Origin of the sequence: Pseudonocardia sp. HH130630-07 (genome assembly GCF_001698125.1) — a bacterium.
GTDB lineage: Bacteria > Actinomycetota > Actinomycetes > Mycobacteriales > Pseudonocardiaceae > Pseudonocardia.
Window position 1 is genome coordinate 2,844,721 of sequence record NZ_CP013854.1, and the last position, 21,472, is coordinate 2,866,192.

Genomic DNA, 21,472 nt, shown 5'->3' on the forward strand with positions numbered 1-21,472 from the left:
GTCACGAGGTACCCCCGATGAAGTCGGCGAGCGTGGGCAGCGGACCGCCGCGGTGCTCCGGGCGCGGCACCGCGGCCAGCAGGGCGCGGGTGTAGGGGTGCTCCGGCGAGTCGAGCACCCGCTCCGCCGGGCCGCGCTCGACCACCCGGCCCTGGTAGAGCACGACGACGTCGTCGGCCCGGTCGGCGACCACCCCGATGTCGTGGGTGATCAGCAGCAACCCGCCGGTGCCCTCGGTGCCCAGCTCGCCGAGCAGGTCGAGGATCTGCGCGGCGACCGTGGTGTCCAGCGCCGTCGTCGGCTCGTCGGCGACCAGCAGCCGGGGCCGCGCGGCCAGCGCCACCGCGATCACCGCCCGTTGCCGCATCCCGCCGGACAGCTCCAGCGGATGGCTGCGGGCCCGGCGCACCGGGTCCGGCATCCCGGCCCGGGCCAGCAGCTCGATCGCGCGCTCGCGCACCTCGTGCCGGCGCAGGCCCGGATCGTGCCGCCGGACGACGTCGCCCACCTGCCGCCCGACCGTCAGCACCGGGTTCAGCGCGGACAGCGCGTTCTGGAAGACCATGCCGATCTCGCGCCCGCGGACCCGGTTCCAGCGGGGCGGGTACCAGCGCAGCCCGGCCTCGGAGTTCAGCAGGACCCGGCCGTTCAGCTCGATCCGCCCGGTGACCGACGCGTCGGCCGGGAGCAGCCCGGCCAGCGCCCGCGCGGTCAGGGTCTTGCCCGAGCCGCTCTGCCCGATCAGCGCGGTCACCCGGCCGGAGTGCACGGTGAGCCCGACGCCGTCGACCACCGGGGGCTGCCCGGGGAACGCGATGCGCAGGTCGCCGACGTGCGCGGCCCCGGTCGTCGACGGCGGTTCGGGGGCGGCCTGGCCCCAGCCCGCGTTCACGACCGGCTCCGCGGGTCCAGGCGGGTGCGCAGGGCGTCGCCGAGCAGGACGAAGGCCAGCACCGTGACGGTCAGCGCGGCCGCCGGGAAGACCAGCAGGTGCGGGTGGCTGCGGAAGGCGGTCTGCGCGGTGGCGAGCTGCACCCCCCAGGAGATCGACGGCGCCTGCAGCCCCACCCCCAGGAAGGTGAGCGCGGACTCCGACGTGATCACCGCGGCCATCGTCAGGCCGGCCACGGCGAGCACCGGCCCGGCCGCGTTCGGCAGCACGTGGCGCAGCAGCACCCGGGGCCCGGCGGCCCCGATGCCCTCCGCGGCCCGCACGTACCCGCTCCCGACGACGCCGAGCGCCGAGGCCCGCATCACCCGGGTCAGGTGCGGCCAGGTGAACAGCACCAGCACCGCGGCCAGCACCGGCACCGTCCGGACCGGGACGACGGTCAGCACCACGATCAGGCCCACCAGCTGCGGGAAGCCGAGGAAGACGTCGATCAGCCGCCCGATCGCGGAGTCGACCCAGCCGCCGTACCAGGCGGCGAGCGTCCCGAGCACCGCGGCGACCAGCAGGCAGCCCAGGGTGACCAGCACGCCGACCGAGACCGAGGCCCGCGTCCCGTGGACGACCTGCGCCCACAGGTCACAGCCCTGCACGTCGAGCCCGAACGGGTGCCCCGGCGACGGCCCCTGCCGGCTCAGCGCCAGGTCGCAGTCGGTCACGTCCCCGGCGCCGAACAGGCCCGCGAACGGGGCCGGGAACACCGCGACCAGCACGATCAGCGCGATGAGCGCCGCGGGCACGGCGATCTGCACGGTCCCGCGCGTCCGCCGGACGCGCGCCGCCGGGTCAGCTGGTGCGGCCATGACGGGTCCTCGGGTCGATCAGGGCCGTCGCGACGTCGACGGCCAGCGTGGTCAGCAGGAACACGAGCACGAGCAGGGTCCCGACGGCGACGACCAGCGCCCCGTCGGACTCCTCGATGCCGGTCGCGACGAGCCCGCCGAGCCCCGGCAGGTTGAACACCGTCTCCACCAGCACCGCCCCGGACAGCAGGTAGCCCAGCCCCACGCCGAGCACCGACAGCACCGGGGCCAGCGCCGGGCGCAGGACGTGGTCGAGCAGCACCCGGCGCGGGTGCAGGCCGGCCGCGACCGCGGTGTCGACGAACTCGGCGTCCCGGTTCTCCAGCACCCCGGACCGGGTCACCCGGACCAGTTCGGGCACGTGCACCGCGGCCAGGCACAGCGCGGGCAGCAGGTAGGACGCCGGCCACCCGGCCCGCACCCCGCTGACCGGCAGCCAGCCGAGCTGCACCCCCACCACGAGCTGCAGCACGTAGGCGAGCACGAAGTAGGGGACGCCGACCAGGAGCACGGTGCCGGTCAGCACCGCCCAGTCGACGCCGCGCCCGGCCCGCACCCCGGTGAGCACGCCCAGCCCCACCCCGACGACGGCGGTGATCAGCCAGGTGGTCAGGCCCAGCTGCACGGTCACCGGCCAGGCGGCGGCGACGGCCTCGGAGATCTCCCGCCCGCGCAGGTCGACGCCGAGGTCCCCGGTGAACAGCCCGCCCAGCCAGTGCAGGTACTGCACGGGCAGCGGGTCGTCGAGGCCCAGCCGCTCGCGCAGCGCCGCGGTGACGGCCGGGCTGAGCGTCTGGTTCGGCCCGGCCAGCGCGGCGACCGGGTCCCCCGGCAGGGCCCGCACCGCGACGAAGATGACGATCGTGGTGCCCAGCAGCACCGGCACGGTGGCCAGCAGCCGGCGCAGGACGTAGGCCGTCATCGCCGTCCCTCCAGGGTGAGCCCGGCCAGGTGGGCGTTGCCGTAGAACTCCGGCGTGACCCCGCGGACCTCGCGGGCGTGCAGCAGCCCGGCCACCGGGTGGTAGAGCGGCAGGACCGGGGTGCTCGCCAGCCCGGCCTCGGCGGCCTCGCGCGCCCGGGTGGTCGCCGTCGCGGGGTCCGGCGCGGCCGCGGCGCCGGCGAGCAGGTCGTCGGTCCGGGGATCGGCGAACCCGGCGAAGTTGTAGCTGCCGTCCGCGGCGAACAGCGGGTCGGCCAGCCCGTAGAGATCGGGGAAGCCGGCGGCCGCGTAGAGCAGGCTGGGCCCGGTGGTGGTCCGCTCCAGCAGCTCGGTGCGCAGCTGCGACAGCGGCTGGATGACGAACCGGACGTCGGTGATCCCCAGGTTGCGCCGCCACTGGTTGGCCAGCGCCGCGAGCACCTGGTCGTTGCCCGGCTCCTGGTAGGTGTGCAGGGTCAGCGGGCCCTGCCAGCCCCCGGCCCCGGCCAGCAGCTCCCGGGCCAGTGCCGGGTCGTAGCCGCAGGACGGGCAGTCCAGCGCGCCCCCGCCGGGAACGCTGTCCGGCAGCAGGCCCCGTGCCGGGAGCGCGCGACCGTCGAGCAGGCCGTCGGCCAGCGCGCGGCGGTCCACGGCCAGCCCGAGCGCCCGCCGGACGTCGGGGGAGAACCGCGGGTCGTCCCCCGGGAAGCTGAGGTGCACCAGCGCCGGGTACGGGGTGTCGACGACCTGGTCCGGGTAGGCGGTCCGGGCCTGGCTCAGGTCGTCGCCGTCGACCGCGGCGACGTCGATGGTGCCCGCCTCGAACTCCGGGTACATCGCGGTGGTGTCGGCGAACACCCGGTTCTCGATCGTGCCGACCCCGGCCGGGGGGCCCGCGGTGTAGCCGTCGAAGCGGTGCAGCACGACGTCGCGGGTGCGCGGGGACCACGGCTCGGCGCGGAACGGCCCGTTCCCGACCGGTGCGGTGTCGAACGCGCCGGAGTCGACCGGGGGCTGCGCGCCCGGCGACGGCGGGTCCAGCGCGACCCGGGGCAGCGGGGCGAACGCGACCGACGACAGGATCGCCGGCAGCAGCACGTTCGGCTCGGCGAGGGTCAGGGTGAGCGTGTGCTCGTCGAGCACCCGGCCCCCGGACAGGGTGGTGGCGGCGGCCGGGTCGGCGTTCATCGCGTCGTAGCCCTCGACCGGGGCCAGCATCGCGTTGTTGAGCATCCCGCGCGCCGGGTCGGCGGTGACGTTCCAGGAGTCGGCGAAGGACTGCGCGGTCACCGGGGTGCCGTCGTGGAAGGTGCCGGGGCGGAACCGGATCGTCCAGGTCCGGTTGTCGGCCGTGGTGAGCGACTCGGCGGCGGCCGGCAGGGCGTTCCCGGAGCCGGGGTCGAGCCGGGTGGGCGGGGTGAAGACGGCGAGGTCGATCGGCGAGCCGAGCGCGTCACCGGGGGTCACGCTGGTCGCGTACTCCTCGATCGTCCCGACGACGATGGTGTCCGGTGCCCGCCCGGCCGCCGCCGTCCCGCACCCGGCCAGGCCACCCAGCACGACCAGCGCCGTGCCGAGCGCGGCACCGGCCCTGATCACCCGCGTCCCCCGGCGCCGTCGAGGGTCCCGGACAGGTGCGCGGCCGCGGCGACGACCGCGGTGTACTGCACCGTCACCAGGTCCCCGATCGGGAGCGGCTCGGTCGCGGCCCGGGCCGCGGCGTCGGCGGACCAGGCGTCGACGTGCCGGGCGACGCGGTCGCGGGCGGCCCGGACCGCGGCCGTCGTGTTGCCGATCCCGATCTCCGCCTCCAGCGCGCGCAGCAGCAGGTTGCCGTAGCGCAGCCGGAACATGTGCAGGGTCTCCTCGATCGAGGCGATCTCGGCGACGGTGGCCGGGGCCCCGCCGGGGTCCGCGACCCCGGCCTCCGCGCGGCGCCGGTCGGCCTCCGCGGTGTCGGCGGCGAGCCGGGCGTAGAACCGGCTCGCGCGCAGGAACGGCGACTCCACCCAGGTCCGGCCGGCGATGTCGTCGAGCGCGCCGGTGAGCACCTCGGCCAGCTCGGTCATCCCGGCGGCCCGCTCGGCCAGCGCGGCCGGCCGCCCGGACCCGGCGGGCCCGGTGTCGGCGGCCCGCGGGTCGCGCCAGCAGGGCAGCTCGACGACCAGGGTCAGGGTGTCGTGCGGCGCGGCGTGCCCGCCGGTCGAGTTCCCCGCCCCGACGACGCTCTGCTCCTCGCCGACGGTCTCCAGGTGGTCGTAGGCGTCCCGGATGTCGATCGAGCGGTAGATGCCGGTGGCCAGCTCCGGGATCCACGGCGCCTCCGGCTCCCCGCGGTGCAGCGGGACACCGACCCGTTCCGGGACCTCCTGCAGCACCGGGTGCAGCTCGGCCTCGGCCCGGCTCAGGTAGTAGTAGGCGCCGCCGGTCTCGGCGTTGTGCAGCGACGCCAGCAGCTCCGGGCGGTAGGTGTCGATCAGCCGCATCAGGGCCAGCGTCTCGGGCAGCACCGCGTCGAAGTACATGTCCTTGTGGTCGACCGGGAAGGTCCACTCGATCTGCTCGGGCCCGGCCTGGCGGTAGAAGTGCCGCGCGTAGTGCTCGCGGGTGAACGGCCCGGACAGCCAGCCCTCGTTGAGCCGCAGCCCGTCCGGGTCGATGCAGGGCACCAGGTGCCAGGTCAGCCCCAGGCGCTCGAGCAGTTCCGGGTCGGCGGCGAGCCGGCGGGCGAGGTGCAGCGTGGTGGACCCGCCGATCGGCTCGTTCGGGTGCGGCAGCCCGATCACCACCGCGTGCCGCCGGGTGTCGCCGATCGTCAGGCAGGTGATCGGCTCGCCGTGCGCCGAGGTGCCGACCCGGTGCCGCCGGACGACATCGGGGTGCTCGGCGGCGATCCGCTCCTCCTGGGCGATCATCTCGTCGACCGAGGGGTAGCGGTCCTGCGCGGGCACGGTCGCCATCTCGGCGGCCAGCCAGCCGGGGACGGCGGTCCGTGTCGTCGGCGTCCCGTCGGGTTCCATGGATGATGTTCCTACCTCCTCGCCTCCGCGGCCCGACACGGTGTCACCGACAGAGCCCGTGATCCGGTCTCGTCGGATCCGACAAGCCGGCGCGACGTACGGTGGGCCGATGACGAGCCCGGGACCGGCCGGACCCACCCTCGGCGAGGTCGTGGCCGAACTCGGGCCGGCCGCGGTCGAGGTGCTGACCGGCGGTGCCGGGCTGGGGCGGGTCCCGGGGGAGCTGGTGCTGCACGGGGCCGGGGAACCGCTCACCCCGGTCGACGGCGGGCTGCTCCTGCTGGCCGGTGCGCTGCCGCCGGGCGGGCCGGTCGCGGACGTGGTCGCCGGGGTGGCCGCCGCCGGGTACGACGCCCTGGCGCTCAAGGCGCTGGGCGCGGACCTGACCGGGCTGCGGGACGCGGCCGCCGCGGCGGGGCTCGCGGTGCTGCGGGTCGCGGACGGCATGGACTGGCGGCACCTGGAGAACCTGTTGCTGCTGGCCAGGGCGGACCCGGGCGGCGACACCCCGGCCCGCTACGCCGAGATCGGGCTCGGTGACCTGTTCGCACTCGCCGACACCATCGCCGACGCGGTCGGCGGTGCGGTCGCGGTGGAGGACCCGCACGGCCGGATGCTGGCCTACTCCCACCACCCCCGGCACGAGATCGACGAGGTGCGCCGGCTCGGCATCCTGGGCCGCCGCACCCCGCACTACTCCACGACCGCGCAGAGCTACCACCGCGCGACCCGGGCCGAGCGGGCCGTTCCGGTCCCGGCCGGGGAGCCCGGCGTGGCCGACCGCATCGTCGCCCCGGTCCGGTCCGGGCCGGTGGCCGGCTGCTGGGCCTGGTCTGGGTGATCGCCGACCGGCCGCGGGTCCGCGCCGACGCCGCCGAGGTGCTCGACGAGGCGGCCCGGGCCGCCGCCGTGCACCTGCTGCGGGCCGGGGCCCGCCGGGACCCGGAGCGGGTGCGGCGCACCGAGGCCGCGGCGCTGCTGCTCGGCGGGCTGCTCGACCCGGCGTCCGCGGCCCGGCGGCTCGGCCCGGTGCTCGCCGGCGGGACGGCGGTGCTGGCCCTGACCACGCGCACCGGTGGCGGGTCCGCGGACCTCCCGGCGGCCCGGGTGGTCGAGCTGACCACGCTGCACGCCGAGCTGCGGCACCCGGACGCGGTGTGCGTCGTCGAGCAGGGCGCGGTCTACGTCCTGCTGCCCGGCCCGGCCGGCCGGGAGACCGCGTCCGCCCGCGAGCTGGCCGAGGCGGTGGGACGCGCGTCCGGGACCGACGTGGTGGTCGCCGTCGGGCCGTGGGCGGCGGGCCCGGACCGGGTCGCCGCGGCCCGCCGGGTCGCCGACCGGGTGCTCACGGCCCTGCTGGCGGCGCGGGCGTCGGTGCGGGTGGGGACGCTCGCCGAGCTGGCCCCGCAGGTCGCGCTGCGCGGGCTGGGCGACGCCGTCGCCGATCCGGAGCTGGTGCTCGACGGTGTCGCCGCGATGCTGGCCCACGACGCCCGGCACGGCACCGGCTACGCCGCCAGCCTGTGCGCGTGGGCCGGTGCCGCCGGGGACGTGGCCCGGGCCGCGCGCACGCTGACGATCCACGAGAACACGCTGCGCTACCGGTTGCGCCGGCTGCGCGAGCTGTTCGGGATCGACGCCGCCGACCCGGACCAGCTGCTGGTCGCCTGGCTGCAGGCCCGGGTGCTGGGTGACCCGGGTTTGTCCGGCTCCACAAGCGGCTGAGCGACGGCTGTCGTCTCCCGACGAGGCGGGCCCACCCGATCGGGTCCTAGCGTCGGGCCCGTGCTGGATCAACGGATGTTCGCCCTCGACGAACGGCTGGTCGGCGACCTCGTCGCGGGCCATCCGTGGGCGACGCTGTGCAGCGTCGTCGACGGCGTCCCGGTGGTGTCGCACCTGCCGGTGCTGGCCGAGCCGGGGCCGGCCGGGGCGGTGGTCGGGCACCTCGCCCGGGCCGACGCCGAGCGGCACGAGCTGGGTGCGCACCCGGCGGTCGTCGTCGTGCAGGGGCCGCACGCCTACGTCTCGCCGTCGTTCTACCGCTCCGCGAACCCGGCCGTGCCGACCTGGAACTTCGTCGTCGCGCACCTGCACGGCCGGCCGGTCGTGCTCGGCGACGCGGAGACCCTCGACGTGCTCGACCGCACCGTCGAGCACCTGGAGCGCCCCCGGCCCGAGCCGTTCCGGCTCGCCTCGGTGGACGGCTACGCCCGGCGCATCGCGCCGCACACCACCGGGTTCCGGCTGGTCCCGGACCGGATCGACGCGAAGGCGAAGCTGAGCCAGGACAAGCCGCAGGCCGACCGGGACGGGGTGATCGCCGGGCTGCGCGAGGACCCGGTGCACGCCGCCCCCGAGATGGCGGACTGGATGAGCGGGGCCCGGCCGTGACCGCACCGCGGCCGGTGGTGCTGCGCGCGGTCCGCACGTCCGGCGCGCCCGGCCCGGTCGACGTCCGGGTCGCCGGCGGGCTGGTGCGGGCCGTGGTCCCGGCCGGGGACCCCGATCTCGCCCGCCCCGGCGACGACGAGCTGCACGTCCCCGGCGCGCACCTGCTGCCCGGCATGGTCGACGGGCACGTGCACTGGACGCAGTGGGCCCAGGCCCGGCGCCGGGTCGACGTCGCGGCCGCCGCCGGACAGGAGGAGGCTGCGGCGCTGCTCGCCGCGGCCCGGCGCACCGGGTCCACCGGGGACGGGCTGCTGGTCGGGCAGGGCTTCCGGGCCGCGCTGTGGGCGACGGCGCCGCACAAGGCGGTGCTGGAACGGGCGCTGCCGGGGGTGCCGGTCCTGGTGGTCAGCGACGACCTGCACGCGGCGTGGCTGAGCCCGGCGGCGCTGGCGTCGCTGGGCCGGGAACACCCGACCGGCCTGCTGCGGGAGGCCGAGGCGCTCGCCGTCGTCGCCGAGCTGGCCGACGGCGCGGACCGGGACGTGGTGGACGGCTGGGCCCGCGAGGCCGCCGCCGAGGTCGCCGCCCGCGGGGTGACCGGGATCCTCGACTTCGAGTACGCCGACACCGTGGCCGTCTGGGCCCGCCGCGGCGCCGGTGGCGGGTTCCCGCTCCGGGTGCGCGCCGCGGTCTGGGAGCCGTGGCTGGACCGGGCCGTCGCGCAGCGGCTGCGCACCGGGACGGTCGTCGCGGGGACCGGGGGCACCGTCGTCACCGGGCCGTTCAAGATCATGGCCGACGGCTCGCTGAACTCCCGGACCGCGGCCTGCCACCACGCCTACCCGGACCCCGCCGACGGGCACGGCGCGCTGAGCGCACCCCCGAGGAGCTGCACCGGCTGATGGCCACGGCCGTCGCGCACGGCCTGCACCCCGCCGTGCACGCGATCGGGGACCGGGCGAACGCGGTCGTGCTCGACGGCTTCGGTGCCGTGGCCGGGCCCGGCCGGGTGGAGCACGCGCAGCTCGTCAGCGCCGGGGACGTGCCCCGGTTCGCCCGGCCCGGGCTGGTCGTCTCGGTCCAGCCGCAGCACGCGCCGGCCGACCGCGACGTCGCCGAGCGGCACTGGGGTGGGGTCACCGCCCGCGCCTTCCCGTACGCCGACCTCGCCGCCGCCGGTGCCCGCCTGGAGTTCGGCTCGGACGCGCCGGTCGCCGTGCCGGACCCGTGGGCGGCGATCGCCGACGCGGTGGCCCGCACCGACGTCGACCGCCCGCCGTGGCACCCCGAGCAGGCACTGGACACCCCGACCGCGCTGCGGGCGGCCGCGGCGGGGCGGGACCTGCCCGGTCCGGGGGAGCCCGCGGACCTGGTGCTCGTCGGGGTGGACCCGCTGACCCTCGACCCGGCCGGGATGCGGCAGATGCCGGTGCTGGCGACCCTGCGCGGCGGGGAGTTCACCCACCGGGTGGTGTGAGCTCGGGACGGTCCGTGCCGAACGGGGCTTCGGAAGTGTCGGGGTCGCGGGTTAGCGTCGGTCCCAGTTGCACACGACTTGCAGGAGGGCCCGTGACCATCGCCGGAGAACTCGACGCCGCGCAGTGGCTGCGCCGCTGGGACGCCCAGCAGGAGCGCTACATCCCCGACCGCGAGCAGCTGTTCGCGCTGGCGCTCGATGCCGTCGACGGGCTGGCCGGCGCGCCCGGCCGGGTGCTCGACCTCGCCTGCGGGCCGGGGTCGTTCGCCGCGCGGGCCGCGCACCGGTTCCCGGCGGCCGAGATCGTCGGGGTGGACGTCGACCCGGTCATGCTCGAGCTCGCCCGGCGCACCACCGGCGACCGGGTCCGGTGGGTCGACGCCAACCTGTCCGGCGCGGAGTGGCCCGATCTGGTCGGGGCATCGTTCGACGCCGCGGTCTCGGCCACCGGCCTGCACTGGCTCCCGGAGGAGGCGCTGCCCGATCTGGCCCGGCGGATCGCCGGGGTGCTGCGCCCGGGCGGGGTGCTGGTGAACGTCGATACCCTGCTGGCCGACCCGGCCCAGCCGCGGCTGGCGGCGCTCACCCGGCGGCTGCGCGAGGAGCGCACCGCGCGCGACCTGGAGAGCGGCGAGGACTTCCGGGCCTGGTGGGACGCGCTGCGCGCGGAACCCGAGCTGGCCGACGGGCTCGCCGAGCGGGAGCGGCGCTTCGCCGACCGCGTGCCCGGTGGCTCGTCGCTGCCGGCCTGGGACGCCGCGCTGCGGGCGGCCGGGTTCGCCGAGGTCGGCACCCTCACCCAGACCCTCGACCGGCGGATGCTGGTCGCGATCCGCTGAGCCGGGCGCTCAGCCGAGCCGGGCGCGGGCGAAGTTCGCCCAGGCGAAGGTGTTCGGCCGGGCCGCCTCGATCCCGCTGACCCCGTCCGCGACGCCGACGTTCCAGTCGCGCACGCCCCACACGAGTCCGCCGGATCCGGCGCGCAGCAGCTCCAGGATCCGGCGGAAGGCGTCGGTGCGGACCGTCTCGTCGGCGGTGCCGGTCGCGGCGTAGTAGAGCCGGTCGATCTCCGGGTTGCGGTAGCCGGTGAAGTCGTAGGTCGGGGTGGAGGTGAGCATCCGGCGGCCGATGTAGTCCGGGATCGGCAGCGACCCGGTGCTGTTCTGGGAGAACACGCCCTGGCTCCGGATCGCCTTGAAGTAGTTCTCCGAGGGCAGCGCCCGCGGGGTCACCCGCAGCCCGATCTCGCCGAGCTGGCGGGCCGCGACGGCGGTGGCCGCGTCGAAGTTCGGGTCGGCCCCGCTGGTCTGCAGCTCGACGGCCAGCCCCCGGGCACCGGCCTCGGTGACCAGCGCGCGGGCCCGCTCGACGTCCCGGGTGACCTGCGGCAGCTCCGGGTAGTAGCGCAGCCCCTGGCCGAACATGTCGTTGCCGGGGCGTCCGCGGCCGAGCAACGCGATCCGCACCAGCTCGTCCCGGTCGATCCCGAGCCGGACGGCCTCGCGCAGCCGTGCGTCGTCGAACGGTGGGCGGTCCACCCGCAGGACCAGGAACTGGTGCGCCGCCGCGGGTGCGGCCAGCGCCGCGACCCGGGCGTCGCCGTCGAGCCGGGCGGCGCCGGCCGGGGTGAGGTCGTGCGCGTAGGCGACCTGGCCGGACAGCAGCGCGCCGATCCGGGCCTGCTCGTCGTCGACCGGGAGGAACTCCAGCTCGCGGACGGCCGGGGCGCCGTCCCAGTGGCCGTCGAACGCGGTGTAGAGCGCCGGGCCGCCGGGGGTGAAGGAGGTGAGGCGGAACGGCCCGGTGCCGACCGGGGCGTCGAAGGCGGTGGTGCCCTGCGGCACGATCTCGGTGCCCGGCGCGCCCCAGGCCAGCGGGAACAGCAGGTTGGGCCGGCGCAGGACGAGCTCCAGCTCGCGCGGCCCCCGTTCCCGGGACGCGGTGAGGTCGAGGTCGCGGAACAGTGCGGCCGCGATCGCGCTGGTGGCCTCGTCGGTGATCCGGCGCAGCGAGTACAGGACGTCGGCGGCGGTCAGCTCGCGGCCGTCGTGGAACCGGGCCGCGCGCAGCACCACCCGCCAGCGGAGCCCGGCGGGATCGCTCTCCCAGGACTCGGCGAGCCGGGGCTGCGGGGTCATGTCCTGCGCCCAGCCGGTGAGCGTGTCGAAGCACGCCTTGGCCCGGGCCTGGTCGACGTAGAGCGGCAGGACGTGCGGGTCCAGCGACTCCCGGGACCCGCCGCCGGCGAACGCCACCCGCAGCCGGTCGGACCCGCCCGGTGCGGCGGCGCACCCGGTGAGGACGAGCCCGGCCGCCCCCAGCCCGGCAGCCAGGAACCGGCGCCGGTTCAGTGCGGGCGTCGGTACGGGCGTCATCCGGCCGCCCGCCCGGTGTCCGACGCCCGCAGCCCGGGCGCGAACACGTGCTCGGCCAGCGCGTCCGGTCGGTCGGCGGCACCCGGGCCACCGGCGCGCACCCAGTCGGCGACCGCGTCGACGGCCGCCCGGTCGAGCACCCGGCGCAACCACACCGGACGGGCCCCGGCCCGCCGGGCGGCAGGTGCCGGGCCGACCACGACGACGTCGGAGTCGGCGCACGGCCCGAGGCACTCGCTGGTCCGGAGCCGGGCGTGGCCGTCGGTCCCGGCCCGCAGCCGGTCCAGGAGCCCGGCGTGGTCGACGCCCGGGTGCTTGCGGCCGGAGCCGCAGCAGCACCCCCGGCACACGGTGAGGGAGGGCGTCGCCGGCATGGCCCGCACACTACGTCACACCTGATGAGGTGTTCAGTAGTCGCGAACGGTGGTGGTCGCCACGCCGCGGGGGCAGGCGTAGCGCGCGGCCGCTCCGGGAACCCGGGACCGTCACCGACGAGAGGGAGGACCCGTGAGCCACCACGTCCTGGAGGCCGCCGGCGTCACGACGCCCGCGACCGTCATCGAGAAGCTGCACGACGCCGAGCGGGCGAGCACCGCCTGCGCGTCGGCCATGGTCGCGACCGGTTCGATGGAGCGGGAGGTCCTGCTCGCGCTGGACGCGGCCGACCTGTGCGCCGCGGCGGCCCGGGTGCTGGGCCGCCGGCCGGTGGACGACACGGTCGCCGGGGCCGCCGCGTCGGCGGCGGCGCTCGCCTGCGAGGCCAGCTCGGCCGCCTGCGCGGCGCACGCCGAGCACCACGAGCACTGCCGGCTGCACGCCGAGGTCACCCGGGAGACGGCGGCACTGCTGCGCGAGCACGCCGGGGCGTGAGGGCGGCGGCCCGCCCGTCGGTGAGGGTCAGCACCCCGTCGGTGCGGGCGAGGACCGCCGGATCGTGGCTGATCAGCACGACCGCGGTGCCCCGGGCGTCGCGCTCGCGGTCCAGCTCGGCCAGCAGCAGGTCGCGGTGCCGGGCGTCGAGGGCCGAGGTCGGCTCGTCGGCCACCAGCACCCGGGGCCCGGCGAGCAACGCCCTGGCGACCGAGGCCCGCTGCAGCTGACCGCCGGACAGCCCGCCCGGCCTGCGCCGGACGACGTCCGCACCGAGACCGAGCCGGTCCAGCAGCGCGGTCGCGACCGCCACGGCGTCGGCGACCGGGAGACCGCGCAGCCGGACGGCGGGGCGGGCCACCTGGTCGAGCACCGGCCGGTGGTCGAGGAACGCCGAGCGTGCGTCCTGGTGGACGTACTGCACCGCCCGCCGGTCGGGGCCCGGTGGCGTGCCGTGCACCAGCACCGACCCGCTCGACGGGGTCAGCCCGGCGAGCGCCCGGCCGAGCGTCGTCTTCCCGGCCCCGGACGGCCCCGCGACGCCGGCGCAGCCACCCCGGGCGACCGCGAGATCGACGCCCGAGAGCAGCAGTGCGCCGTCCGGCGCCCGGACCGACAGCCCGGTCACCTCCAGCGCCGGGTCCCCGCCGGCCGCCGGGCCGGGGGCCACCGGGGCCCGGCCGGGACCGAGCAGGGCGGCCGGGGTGCCGTGCCGGCCGGGCCGCCCGGCGTCGAGCTCCAGGACCTCGTCGGCCAGCCGGCGCGCGACGTCCAGGTCGTGGGTGAGCAGCACCAGTGCCGTCCCGGCGGCGGTCAGCGCGGCCAGCCGGTCGACGACGATCCCGGTGGTCACCGGGTCCAGGCCGGTCGTCGGCTCGTCCAGCACGACGACGGCGGGGTCGGTGACCAGGGTCTGGGCCAGCGCCATCCGCTGCTGCTGGCCGCCGGAGAGCTGGTGCGGGAACCGGCGGCCGAGCTGCGGCCCACCGGCCAGCCCGGCCCGCTCCAGCGCGCGCCCGGCCGCGGCGGCCCTGGCGGGCGCCGAGCGGCGGCCGGACCCGTGCCCGATCGCGGCCAGCTCGTCGAGGACCGGCCCGCAGCGCCGTACCGGGTCGAGGACGACGCCCGGGTGCTGCGGCAGGTACCCCACCCGTCCGGCCCCGGCCCGGTGCGGCGCCGCCGGGCCGGGCCCGAGCAGCTCGGTGTCACCGGCCCGGACCGAGCCCGCGAGTCCGATCCCGGGACCGGCCTCGCCGAGCAGGGCGAGCCCGAGCGTCGACTTCCCGGCCCCGGACGGCCCGACGACGGCGAGCACCCGCCCGGCGTCGAGGGTGAACCCGACGCCGTCCAGCAGGACCGTCCCGCCGGCGGTCGTCGCCCGGAGGTCCCGCACGGTCAGCGCCGGGGTCACGACGCCGCCCCGGTCCGGTCGGCCACCCGGTCCACCAGCAGGTTCGCCCCGGCGGCGAGCGCGATGAGCAGGCCGGCCGGTACCAGCAGCGCGGCCGGGGCCAGGAACAGCGACGCCGTGTTCTGCTCGATCACCACCGCCCAGTCCACTGTGTCCGGCGGCAGGCCGACGCCGAGGAAGTTGGCGCTCGCCAGCAGCGTCAGCACCAGCACGGCGCGGGTACCGGCGTCGACGAGCACCGCGCCGGAGACGAACCGGCCGGTCTCCAGCAGGTGGATCCGCCACCACGGCTCCCCGGAGAGCTGCATGGTCTCCAGCGCCACCCGCCGCGCCGGGGCGGCGGCGGCCCCGCGCACCAGCCGGACCACGGCCGGCAGCTGGACCAGCGCCGCCGCCACCAGCAGCCAGCCGATCCCGCGGCGCCCGGTGCCGGCCAGCACCAGGAGCAGCAGCAGCGACGGCAGCACCAGCAGCAGGTCGAGCACCCGCACCGACAGCGTCGCGAGCCACCGGCGCCGGGTCGCCGCGAGCGCGAGCCCGATCGGGACCCCGGCCAGGTAGGACAGCGCGAGCGCCCCGGCGGTGAGCCCGACGACGGTGCTCCCGCCGGTCAGCGCGAGGGCGAGCACGTCCCGGCCGAGCGCGTCGGTGCCGAGCGGGTGCCCGGGGCCCGGGGCCAGCAGCGGCACCGGCGCGGCGTCGGGCACGAGCAGGCCCGCGGCCAGCGGCCCGAACAGCGCCAGCAGCAGCGGGACCCCGGCCAGCAGCGCGGCGAGCACCCGGGTCACGGCTGCTCCTCCCGGACCGGGGCCAGTCGCGCGGTGACGAGATCGGCGGCCAGGTTGACCCCGATCGTCGTCGCCGCGGCGAGCAGCGCGTAGCCCTGGACCATCGGCAGGTCCCGCTGGCCGACGGCCTCGACGAACCCGGCCCCGACCCCGGGCAGCGCGAACAACGCCTCCACGACGACCACGCCGCCGAGCATCCCGTCCACCACCCTGGCGAGCTGCTGCACCGCGGGCGCCACCGCACCGGGCAGCACGTGCCGGGTCAGCACGACCCGTTCGGGCAGCCCGAGCCGGCGCAGGTGCACCACCGGCGGGGAGCGGTCGGCCTGCACGACGCCGAGCCGGACCTGCCGGGACAGCCGCCCGAGCTGCGCGGCGGCCAGCACCACCACCGGCAGGACCAGCACCGACGGCGTCAGCAGGGAGCCGCCGCCCGCCGTCGCCGGGAACCAGCCCAGCTGCAGCGAGAACACGCCCACCAGCAGCAGCCCGAGCGCGAACTCCGGCGCGGCCTGCACCCCGGCGACGACGCCGGTGGACACCCGGTCCACCGGCCGCCCGGGCCGGCGCCCGGCGGCCACCCCGAGCACGACGGCGAGCGGGACCGTCACCAGCAGCGCCGTGCCGCCGAGCAGCAGGGTCGTCCCGAGCCGGTCCAGCAGCTCGTCGAGCACGGGACGACCGGTGACCAGCGAGTCGCCGAGGTCGCCGCGGAGCAGGCCGCCGGCCCACTCGGCGAGCCGTACCCCGGCCGGCCGGTCCAGGCCCAGGTCCGTGCGCAGCCGGGCCACCTGGTCGTCGGTCGCGTCCGGGCCGAGGACGATGTCCGCGGCGTCGCCCGGCAGCAGCGTGGTGAGGGCGAACACCAGCCCGGCGGCGGCCGCGAGCTGGACCACGGCGGCCCCGGCCCGCCGTCCCACGGCGGCGGCTGTCCCGGCCGGTGCGGTCGCGCTCATCCGGCCGCCGCCCGGTCGAACCGGGCCCAGCGCAGGCTGTTCGGCGTCGCGTTCGCGATCCCGCTCACGCCCGTGGCGACGCCGACGTGCCAGTCGCTCGCCGCCCAGACCAGCGCGCCGGAGCCGGCCCGCAGGATCTCCTGGATCCGCACCAGCTCGGCGGCCCGGCCGTCCTCGTCCGGGTTCGCGACGGCCGCGGCGTAGCGCCGGTCGACCTCGGCGCTGGCGAACCCGGTGTAGCGGTTCTCGGTCGCGCCGGTGAGCCGCCGCCGTCCGATGTAGTCCGGGATCGGGAGCGTCCCGGTCCGGGTGAACGACGACGTGCCGACGGTGCGGGCCGAGGTGAAGTAGGTCTGCGGGTCCAGCACCCGCGGGGTGACCCGCAGCCCGATCTCCGCGAGCTGCTCGGCGACCAGGGTGGCCGCCGGCCCGAAGTTCGGGTCGACGGTCGAGGTCTGCAGTTCGACGACGGTGCCGTCGGCACCGGCCGCGCGGACCAGCTCCCGGGCCCGCCCGGCGTCGCGGGCCACCGGGACGGCCCCGGGCGGGAAGTACCGCTGCCCGGGGCGGCCGAACAGGTCGGTGCCCGGGCTGCCGGTCCCCAGCAGCACGATCCGGACCAGCGCGTCGCGGTCGATGCCGAGGCGGACGGCCTCGCGCAGCCGCGGGTCGGCGAACGGCGGCCGGTCGACGCGCAGATTGAGGAACTGCGTGGTGGCGCCGGGCGCGGACAGCAGCACCGCCCGCCCGGGGTCCTGCGCGAGGGTGCGGGCGCTCGCCGGGCGCAGGTCGTGGGCGTAGGCGACCTGGCCCGACAGCAGCGCACCGAGCCGGGCCTGCTCGTCGTCGATCGGGGTGAACTCCAGCTCCGGCGACGGCGGTGCCCCGTCCCAGTACGCGTCGTTGCGGGCGTAGACGCACGCGCCGCCGGGGGTGAACGAGACGAACCGGAACGGCCCGGTGCCGACCGGGTTCGTGAAGCCGGTCGTCCCGGCGGGGACGATCTCGGTACCCGGCGCGCCGAACGCGAGCGGCAGCAGGTGGTTCGGCGCCCGCAGCACGATCTCGACGTCGCGCCCGCTCGCCCGGCTCGCGGCGAGGTCCACCGGGCTGAACAGCGCCGCCGCGGTGGCGGTCGTCGCCGGGTCGGTGATCCGGCGCAGCGTGAACAGGACGTCCTCGCCGGTGAGCGGGCGGCCGTCGTGCCAGGTCGCGGCCCGGAGCCGGAACCGCCACCGGGTCCCGCCGGCGTCCGGCTCGAAGGACTCCGCGAGCCGGGGTTCGGCGGTCATCTCCGGGGTCCAGCCGGTCAGGGTGTCGAAGCACGCCTTCGCCCGCGCCTGGTCCACGAACTGCGGGACGACGTGCGGGTCCAGCGTCTCGCGGCTCCCGCCGCCGGGGAAGGCCACCCGCAGCCGCCCACCGGTACCGGTGGCCCCGCCGCAGGCGGCGAGCGCGGGGACGGCGGCGAGCGCGGCCGCCGCGCCGAGCAGGCGACGGCGGGTCAGCAGGAGATTCGGACGGTGGGTCCTCGGCACGGTCCGGACTCCTCCACGACGGCTGCGGTGCGGGTGCCGAACCGGCCGGTGCGACCGCGCGCAGCACGCGACGGACCGCCGCGGTCGTCGGATCACCTGAACGGGATCACGGACGTCGGCGGGATTCAAGTGCGAACGTGCGGCTCCTGCCCATCGGTCGCAGCAGTGCTCACCCGAGGCGGACCCGGTGGAACCGCGCCCAGGTCCCGGTGTCCGGCCGGGCCGGTTCGACGCCGTCGAGGTCGGCGGAGATCCCGACGTGCTCGTCGCCGTCGGACCAGACGGTCGCCGCGTCCCGGACGAGCACCTGGGCCCGGCGCAGTGCGGTGTCGCGGTCCCGCTCGTCCGGGGAACCGGCCGCGGCGGCGAGCAGCTCGGCGACGTCGGCCCGCCCGGTGCCGGACGGGTCGTCGGCACCCGCCGCTGCCGGGGTGCCGTTCGCGATGTCGCGCAGGAACAGCGGGACCGGCTGTGCGGGGACCCGCCGGAACCGGATCCCCGGCCCCGGTGGTGCCGCGGGAGCCGGTGTCACGGGCGGTGGTGCCGCGACCGGTTCGCCCGGTGCGGCGCCCGGCCCGGAGGCCGGGTCCGCCGCGGGCGGCTCCGGTTCGCGGGGCTCGGCGACCAGGCCGATCGCCTCCAGCTGCTCGACGACGACCTCGGCCGCCGGCCGGGACAGCGGATCGAGCAGGTCGAACAGCAGGGGCACGGTCGTGCCGGCCGCCCCGGCCGCGGTGACGAGCTCGCGGGCCCGGCCGACGTCGCGCTGCACCGGCGGAACCCCGCCGGGATGGTGGGCCAGGCCGGGCCCGAACAGGTCGTCGCCGGGCGTGCCGAGATCGAGCAGGACCGTGCGGACCAGCTCGGTCCGGTCGAGGCCCAGGCGCACCGCCTCCCGCACCCGCGGGTCGTCCAGGACGGAACCGGACTCCCCGGCCGGGCCCGCGGCGTCCGGGCCGCCGAGGTCCGCCGCGCCGACCCGGCGCGGCCGTCCGCTGCCGACCTCCAGGAACCGGGTGGCCGAGCCGGGCGTCGACACGATCTCGGTCCCGGTGCGCCCGAGGATCCGCCGCACGCTGTGCGGGAACAGGTCGTGGGCGTAGCAGACGTGGCCGTCGAGCAGGGACTGGTAGCGGTTCTCCTCGTCGTCGTCGACCAGGAACACCAGCTCGGGCGAGCGCGCGGCGCCGAGCCAGTGCGCGTCGTGGCGGAGCAGCACGCCCGGGTCCGTCCCGGTCCGGAACGCGCCGGTCCCGACCGGGGCTCCGCCGCGGCCGTCGCGGACGATCCCGGTGCCCGGCGCGCCCAGGACCAGCGGGAACAGGTAGTCCGGTGTGTACAGGACCAGCTCGGCCTCGGTCGGGGACAGCGCCCTGCTCGCGGCCGGGTCCAGGTTGGACAGCAGCGGGGCCGCGGTCGCCCCGGTGCCGGGATCGGCGACCCGGCGCAGCGACGCGAGCACGTCCGGCGCGGTGATCGGGCGACCGTCGTGCGCGATCACCTCGCGCAGCCGGACCCGCCACCGGGCCCCGGTCCGGTCCGGCGTCACGGACGCGGCCAGGTGCGGCTGCGGCGTCATGTCCTGGCCCCACACCAGCAGGGTGTCCGCCACGGCGGCCGCCCTGGCCCGGTCGACCGGGCGCCAGACCTGGTGCGGGTCGGGCACCGGGGTCAGGTCCAGCCCGGCGAAGGCGACGGTCAGCCGGGGCGCCGCGGTGTCGGCGGGCGCCCCGCAGGCGGCGAGCGCCGGGATGCCGGCCAGCGCCGCGGCCGCGCCGGTGGCGCGCAGGAACGAGCGTCGGGACAGCGGCACGGGTACCAGGGTGCCGAACCCGCCCCGCCGGGCGGTGCGGTGGGTACCCGGGTCAGCCGATCTCCGGCTCGGTGAACCCGTCCGGCCCGGGCCGGTACGGCTGCACCGCCCGCACCGCGGACGCCGGGACCGCGCCGTAGGCGTGCGGGAACCGCATCGACTCCGGGTCGCCGGGCACCCCCGGCTCCCAGCGGACCTCGACACCGGCACCGGCGATCGCCGCCGGGTCGAGGACGAGCAGCTGCAGGTCGGTCCGGCCGGCGAACAGGCGCTGGGCGGGCAGCGCGACCTGCTCCGGTGTGGACAGGTGGACGAAGCCGATCTCCGCCAGCGAGGCGGGCGCGATCTCGCCGGCGAGCTCGTAGGCGGTGCGCTCGGCCGGGGTGCACAGGTGCAGCAGGACCGTCATGACGACCAGGATGCACGCCCGTCCGAACGGACGGGCGGCGGTGCGATTCCTTGCATTCCGGCACCGAGTGCCAATAACGTCGGACGCGCTGCCACCGTCGGCCGGCGGGGCGGCCACTTCTGGTGGAGGTAGCCCCATGAGCGAGCACCCGAACGAGGACGCGCTGGTCGAGGAGACCCTGGTCGAGGAGGTCTCGATCGACGGAATGTGCGGTGTCTACTGACGCCGTCGACACCGCGGTGCCGGCCGCGGGATCGCCGTTCGATCCCGCGGCCCCGTACCGCCTCAGCGAGAACGTCTCGCTGCGGCCGGAGCCGTTCGGCGCCCTGGTGTACGACTTCGTCACCCGCAAGCTGTCGTTCCTGAAGACCCCCGAGCTCGTCGAGGTCGTCCGCGGTCTGGAGAACCACCCGGACGCCCGTTCCGCCGTCGAGGCCGCCGGGGTCCCCGCGGCGCAGCACGAGGCCTACCTCAAGGCACTGGCCGGACTGCTGCGTTCGAAGACGATCGTCGAGGTGCGCTCATGAAGCTGGTCGACCACTTCCAGTACGGCCTCAACTCACCGATCTGCCTGACCTGGGAGCTCACCTACGCGTGCAACCTCGCGTGCGTGCACTGCCTGTCCAGCTCGGGCCGGCGCGACCCGCGCGAGCTGAGCACCGCCGAGGCCAAGGCGGTGATCGACGAGCTGCAGCGGATGCAGGTCTTCTACATCAACATCGGCGGTGGCGAGCCGACCGTGCGCCCGGACTTCTGGGAGCTGCTGGACTACGCCATCGCGCACGACGTCGGCGTGAAGTTCTCCACCAACGGCGTCAAGCTGGACAAGGCCCGCGCCGCGCAGCTCGCGGCGACCGACTACGTCGACATCCAGATCTCGATGGACGGCGCGACCGCCGAGGTCAACGACCACGTCCGCGGGCCGGGGTCGTTCGACACCGCGATCACCGCGTTGGAGAACCTGGCCGAGGCCGGGTTCGCGGCGCCGAAGATCTCGGTCGTCATGACCAGGGAGAACGTCGGCCAGCTCGACGAGTTCAAGGCGATCGCCGACAAGTACGGGGCCCAGCTGCGGATCACCCGGCTGCGCCCGTCCGGCCGCGGCGCCGACGTCTGGGACGAGCTGCACCCGACCCAGGCCCAGCAGCGCGAGCTCTACGACTGGCTGGTCGCGCACGGCGACCAGGTGCTGACCGGCGACTCGTTCTTCCACCTGTCGGCCTACGGCGAGGCGCTGCCCGGGCTGAACCTGTGCGGTGCGGGCCGGGTGGTCTGCCTGATCGACCCGGTCGGCGACGTCTACGCCTGCCCGTTCGCGATCCACGAGAACTTCCTGGCCGGCAACGTCCGGTCGCCGGGTGGCTTCGCCGAGGTGTGGGCGAACTCCGAGCTGTTCCGGGACCTGCGCCAGCCCCAGACCGGTGGCGCCTGCATGTCCTGCGCGCACTACGACGCGTGCCAGGGCGGCTGCATGGCGGCCAAGTTCTTCACCGGCCTGCCGCTGGACGGCCCGGACCCGGAGTGCGTGCAGGGCTACGGCGAGCAGATGCTCGCGGCCCGGGACGCCGCGACGGTGGTCCCGCGCTCCGACGTCGACCACTCGCGGTCGGCTCCGCGCAACTCCCGCACCCCGAAGCAGCCGACGATGCTGACGTTGGCCCCACCGCCGGGGCGGCCGGACCGGATGTGCGACGAGAGCCCCCTGGCCGGGTACGCACCGGCCGCGGGGAGCTGACACGGACCTGCTG

23 protein-coding genes are annotated in these 21,472 nt (G+C 77.0%); 10 read left to right on the forward strand and 13 right to left on the reverse strand.

Annotation, left to right across the window (positions count from 1 at the left end; all coding sequences use genetic code 11):
- Window position 1 precedes the first annotated feature (1 nt).
- Genes AFB00_RS13800 through AFB00_RS13820 form a run of 5 tightly spaced genes read right to left on the reverse strand, consistent with a single transcriptional unit; the run spans window position 2 to window position 5,693 of the window.
- Window positions 2-892: an ABC transporter ATP-binding protein gene (locus AFB00_RS13800; RefSeq protein ID WP_068797567.1), complete on the reverse strand. Its 891-nt coding sequence runs from the start codon at window positions 890-892 to the stop codon at window positions 2-4.
- A complete protein-coding gene (locus AFB00_RS13805; protein ID WP_068797568.1) occupies window positions 889-1,752 on the reverse strand; it encodes an ABC transporter permease in 864 nt (287 codons plus the stop codon). Before AFB00_RS13805 ends, AFB00_RS13800 begins: the two co-directional genes overlap by 4 nt.
- Window positions 1,736-2,674 (reverse strand): ABC transporter permease, encoded by a 939-nt coding sequence (locus tag AFB00_RS13810; RefSeq protein ID WP_068797569.1) that lies wholly within the window; start codon window positions 2,672-2,674, stop codon window positions 1,736-1,738. Before AFB00_RS13810 ends, AFB00_RS13805 begins: the two co-directional genes overlap by 17 nt.
- On the reverse strand, window positions 2,671-4,272 hold the full coding sequence (locus AFB00_RS13815) for a peptide ABC transporter substrate-binding protein (RefSeq protein ID WP_068797570.1): 1,602 nt from the start codon (window positions 4,270-4,272) through the stop codon (window positions 2,671-2,673). The genes AFB00_RS13810 and AFB00_RS13815 overlap by 4 nt, the downstream gene beginning before the upstream one ends.
- Complete coding sequence (locus tag AFB00_RS13820) at window positions 4,269-5,693, reverse strand: M14 family zinc carboxypeptidase (RefSeq protein ID WP_083275513.1); 1,425 nt, start codon at window positions 5,691-5,693, stop codon at window positions 4,269-4,271. The genes AFB00_RS13815 and AFB00_RS13820 overlap by 4 nt, the downstream gene beginning before the upstream one ends.
- A gap of 109 nt (window positions 5,694-5,802) precedes the next feature.
- Here AFB00_RS13820 and AFB00_RS13825 point away from each other — a divergent pair, with 109 nt between their 5' ends.
- The 6 genes from AFB00_RS13825 to AFB00_RS13845 all read left to right on the forward strand — a co-directional run bounded on the left by AFB00_RS13825 (window position 5,803) and on the right by AFB00_RS13845 (window position 10,403).
- Window positions 5,803-6,534 (forward strand): hypothetical protein, encoded by a 732-nt coding sequence (locus AFB00_RS13825; protein ID WP_068797571.1) that lies wholly within the window; start codon window positions 5,803-5,805, stop codon window positions 6,532-6,534.
- Entirely contained in the window at window positions 6,531-7,418 is an 888-nt protein-coding gene (locus AFB00_RS13830; protein WP_068797572.1) for a helix-turn-helix domain-containing protein, read from the forward strand. Before AFB00_RS13825 ends, AFB00_RS13830 begins: the two co-directional genes overlap by 4 nt.
- Before the next feature lie 60 nt (window positions 7,419-7,478).
- Window positions 7,479-8,087, forward strand: a complete 609-nt coding sequence (locus tag AFB00_RS13835) for an FMN-binding negative transcriptional regulator (RefSeq protein WP_156819528.1) — start codon at window positions 7,479-7,481, stop codon at window positions 8,085-8,087.
- Window positions 8,084-8,989, forward strand: coding sequence for an amidohydrolase family protein (locus tag AFB00_RS35430; RefSeq protein ID WP_250637531.1), 906 nt, complete (start codon window positions 8,084-8,086; stop codon window positions 8,987-8,989). Before AFB00_RS13835 ends, AFB00_RS35430 begins: the two co-directional genes overlap by 4 nt.
- Window positions 8,989-9,564, forward strand: coding sequence for an amidohydrolase family protein (locus AFB00_RS35435; protein WP_250637532.1), 576 nt, complete (start codon window positions 8,989-8,991; stop codon window positions 9,562-9,564). Before AFB00_RS35430 ends, AFB00_RS35435 begins: the two co-directional genes overlap by 1 nt.
- Before the next feature lie 92 nt (window positions 9,565-9,656).
- On the forward strand, window positions 9,657-10,403 hold the full coding sequence (locus AFB00_RS13845; RefSeq protein ID WP_068797574.1) for a class I SAM-dependent methyltransferase: 747 nt from the start codon (window positions 9,657-9,659) through the stop codon (window positions 10,401-10,403).
- Window positions 10,404-10,412: 9 nt separating this feature from the next.
- Here AFB00_RS13845 and AFB00_RS13850 read toward each other — a convergent pair whose 3' ends face one another.
- Together AFB00_RS13850 and AFB00_RS13855 are read right to left on the reverse strand one after the other, a co-directional pair.
- Window positions 10,413-11,939, reverse strand: a complete 1,527-nt coding sequence (locus AFB00_RS13850) for an ABC transporter substrate-binding protein (protein WP_068797575.1) — start codon at window positions 11,937-11,939, stop codon at window positions 10,413-10,415.
- Window positions 11,936-12,313, reverse strand: coding sequence for a hypothetical protein (locus AFB00_RS13855; protein ID WP_068797576.1), 378 nt, complete (start codon window positions 12,311-12,313; stop codon window positions 11,936-11,938). Before AFB00_RS13855 ends, AFB00_RS13850 begins: the two co-directional genes overlap by 4 nt.
- Before the next feature lie 133 nt (window positions 12,314-12,446).
- On the opposite strand from AFB00_RS13855, the gene AFB00_RS13860 reads away from it, so the two are divergent.
- Window positions 12,447-12,809 (forward strand): hypothetical protein, encoded by a 363-nt coding sequence (locus AFB00_RS13860; RefSeq protein WP_068797577.1) that lies wholly within the window; start codon window positions 12,447-12,449, stop codon window positions 12,807-12,809.
- Here the strand turns inward: AFB00_RS13860 and AFB00_RS13865 are convergent.
- The 6 genes from AFB00_RS13865 to AFB00_RS13890 all read right to left on the reverse strand — a co-directional run bounded on the left by AFB00_RS13865 (window position 12,763) and on the right by AFB00_RS13890 (window position 19,724).
- The gene (locus tag AFB00_RS13865) at window positions 12,763-14,220 is read right to left on the reverse strand and encodes an ABC transporter ATP-binding protein (protein WP_231974375.1); all 1,458 of its coding nucleotides are present in this window, start codon (window positions 14,218-14,220) and stop codon (window positions 12,763-12,765) included. The genes AFB00_RS13860 and AFB00_RS13865 overlap by 47 nt on opposite strands.
- Window positions 14,217-15,008 carry an ABC transporter permease subunit gene (locus AFB00_RS13870; protein WP_068797578.1) on the reverse strand — a complete coding sequence of 264 codons (792 nt, stop codon included), beginning with the start codon at window positions 15,006-15,008 and terminating at the stop codon, window positions 14,217-14,219. The genes AFB00_RS13865 and AFB00_RS13870 overlap by 4 nt, the downstream gene beginning before the upstream one ends.
- Window positions 15,005-15,964, reverse strand: coding sequence for an ABC transporter permease (locus tag AFB00_RS13875; protein ID WP_068797579.1), 960 nt, complete (start codon window positions 15,962-15,964; stop codon window positions 15,005-15,007). The genes AFB00_RS13870 and AFB00_RS13875 overlap by 4 nt, the downstream gene beginning before the upstream one ends.
- On the reverse strand, window positions 15,961-17,502 hold the full coding sequence (locus AFB00_RS13880; protein ID WP_335726571.1) for an ABC transporter substrate-binding protein: 1,542 nt from the start codon (window positions 17,500-17,502) through the stop codon (window positions 15,961-15,963). Before AFB00_RS13880 ends, AFB00_RS13875 begins: the two co-directional genes overlap by 4 nt.
- Before the next feature lie 169 nt (window positions 17,503-17,671).
- Window positions 17,672-19,315: an ABC transporter substrate-binding protein gene (locus tag AFB00_RS13885; RefSeq protein ID WP_068797580.1), complete on the reverse strand. Its 1,644-nt coding sequence runs from the start codon at window positions 19,313-19,315 to the stop codon at window positions 17,672-17,674.
- A 52-nt stretch (window positions 19,316-19,367) separates the two neighbouring features.
- Window positions 19,368-19,724 carry a DUF952 domain-containing protein gene (locus tag AFB00_RS13890; protein ID WP_068797581.1) on the reverse strand — a complete coding sequence of 119 codons (357 nt, stop codon included), beginning with the start codon at window positions 19,722-19,724 and terminating at the stop codon, window positions 19,368-19,370.
- A gap of 136 nt (window positions 19,725-19,860) precedes the next feature.
- On the opposite strand from AFB00_RS13890, the gene mftA reads away from it, so the two are divergent.
- Genes mftA through mftC form a run of 3 tightly spaced genes read left to right on the forward strand, consistent with a single transcriptional unit; the run spans window position 19,861 to window position 21,459 of the window.
- Window positions 19,861-19,947, forward strand: coding sequence for a mycofactocin precursor MftA (gene mftA / locus AFB00_RS33230; protein ID WP_068797582.1), 87 nt, complete (start codon window positions 19,861-19,863; stop codon window positions 19,945-19,947).
- Window positions 19,937-20,251 (forward strand): mycofactocin biosynthesis chaperone MftB, encoded by a 315-nt coding sequence (gene mftB / locus AFB00_RS13900; protein WP_083275515.1) that lies wholly within the window; start codon window positions 19,937-19,939, stop codon window positions 20,249-20,251. Before mftA ends, mftB begins: the two co-directional genes overlap by 11 nt.
- A complete protein-coding gene (gene mftC, locus AFB00_RS13905) occupies window positions 20,248-21,459 on the forward strand; it encodes a mycofactocin radical SAM maturase (protein WP_068797584.1) in 1,212 nt (403 codons plus the stop codon). The genes mftB and mftC overlap by 4 nt, the downstream gene beginning before the upstream one ends.
- Window positions 21,460-21,472 lie beyond the last annotated feature (13 nt).

Coding starts and splice junctions, on each gene's coding strand:
- AFB00_RS13805 (WP_068797568.1), bottom strand. CDS start 1,752: ATGGCCGCACCAGCTGACCCGGCGGCGCGCGTCCGGCGGACGCGCGGG.
- AFB00_RS13810 (WP_068797569.1), bottom strand. CDS start 2,674: ATGACGGCCTACGTCCTGCGCCGGCTGCTGGCCACCGTGCCGGTGCTG.
- AFB00_RS13820 (WP_083275513.1), bottom strand. CDS start 5,693: ATGGAACCCGACGGGACGCCGACGACACGGACCGCCGTCCCCGGCTGG.
- AFB00_RS13825 (WP_068797571.1), top strand. CDS start 5,803: ATGACGAGCCCGGGACCGGCCGGACCCACCCTCGGCGAGGTCGTGGCC.
- AFB00_RS35435 (WP_250637532.1), top strand. CDS start 8,989: ATGGCCACGGCCGTCGCGCACGGCCTGCACCCCGCCGTGCACGCGATC.
- AFB00_RS13850 (WP_068797575.1), bottom strand. CDS start 11,939: ATGACGCCCGTACCGACGCCCGCACTGAACCGGCGCCGGTTCCTGGCT.
- AFB00_RS13855 (WP_068797576.1), bottom strand. CDS start 12,313: ATGCCGGCGACGCCCTCCCTCACCGTGTGCCGGGGGTGCTGCTGCGGC.
- AFB00_RS13875 (WP_068797579.1), bottom strand. CDS start 15,964: ATGAGCGCGACCGCACCGGCCGGGACAGCCGCCGCCGTGGGACGGCGG.
- AFB00_RS13890 (WP_068797581.1), bottom strand. CDS start 19,724: ATGACGGTCCTGCTGCACCTGTGCACCCCGGCCGAGCGCACCGCCTAC.
- mftA (WP_068797582.1), top strand. CDS start 19,861: ATGAGCGAGCACCCGAACGAGGACGCGCTGGTCGAGGAGACCCTGGTC.
- mftC (WP_068797584.1), top strand. CDS start 20,248: ATGAAGCTGGTCGACCACTTCCAGTACGGCCTCAACTCACCGATCTGC.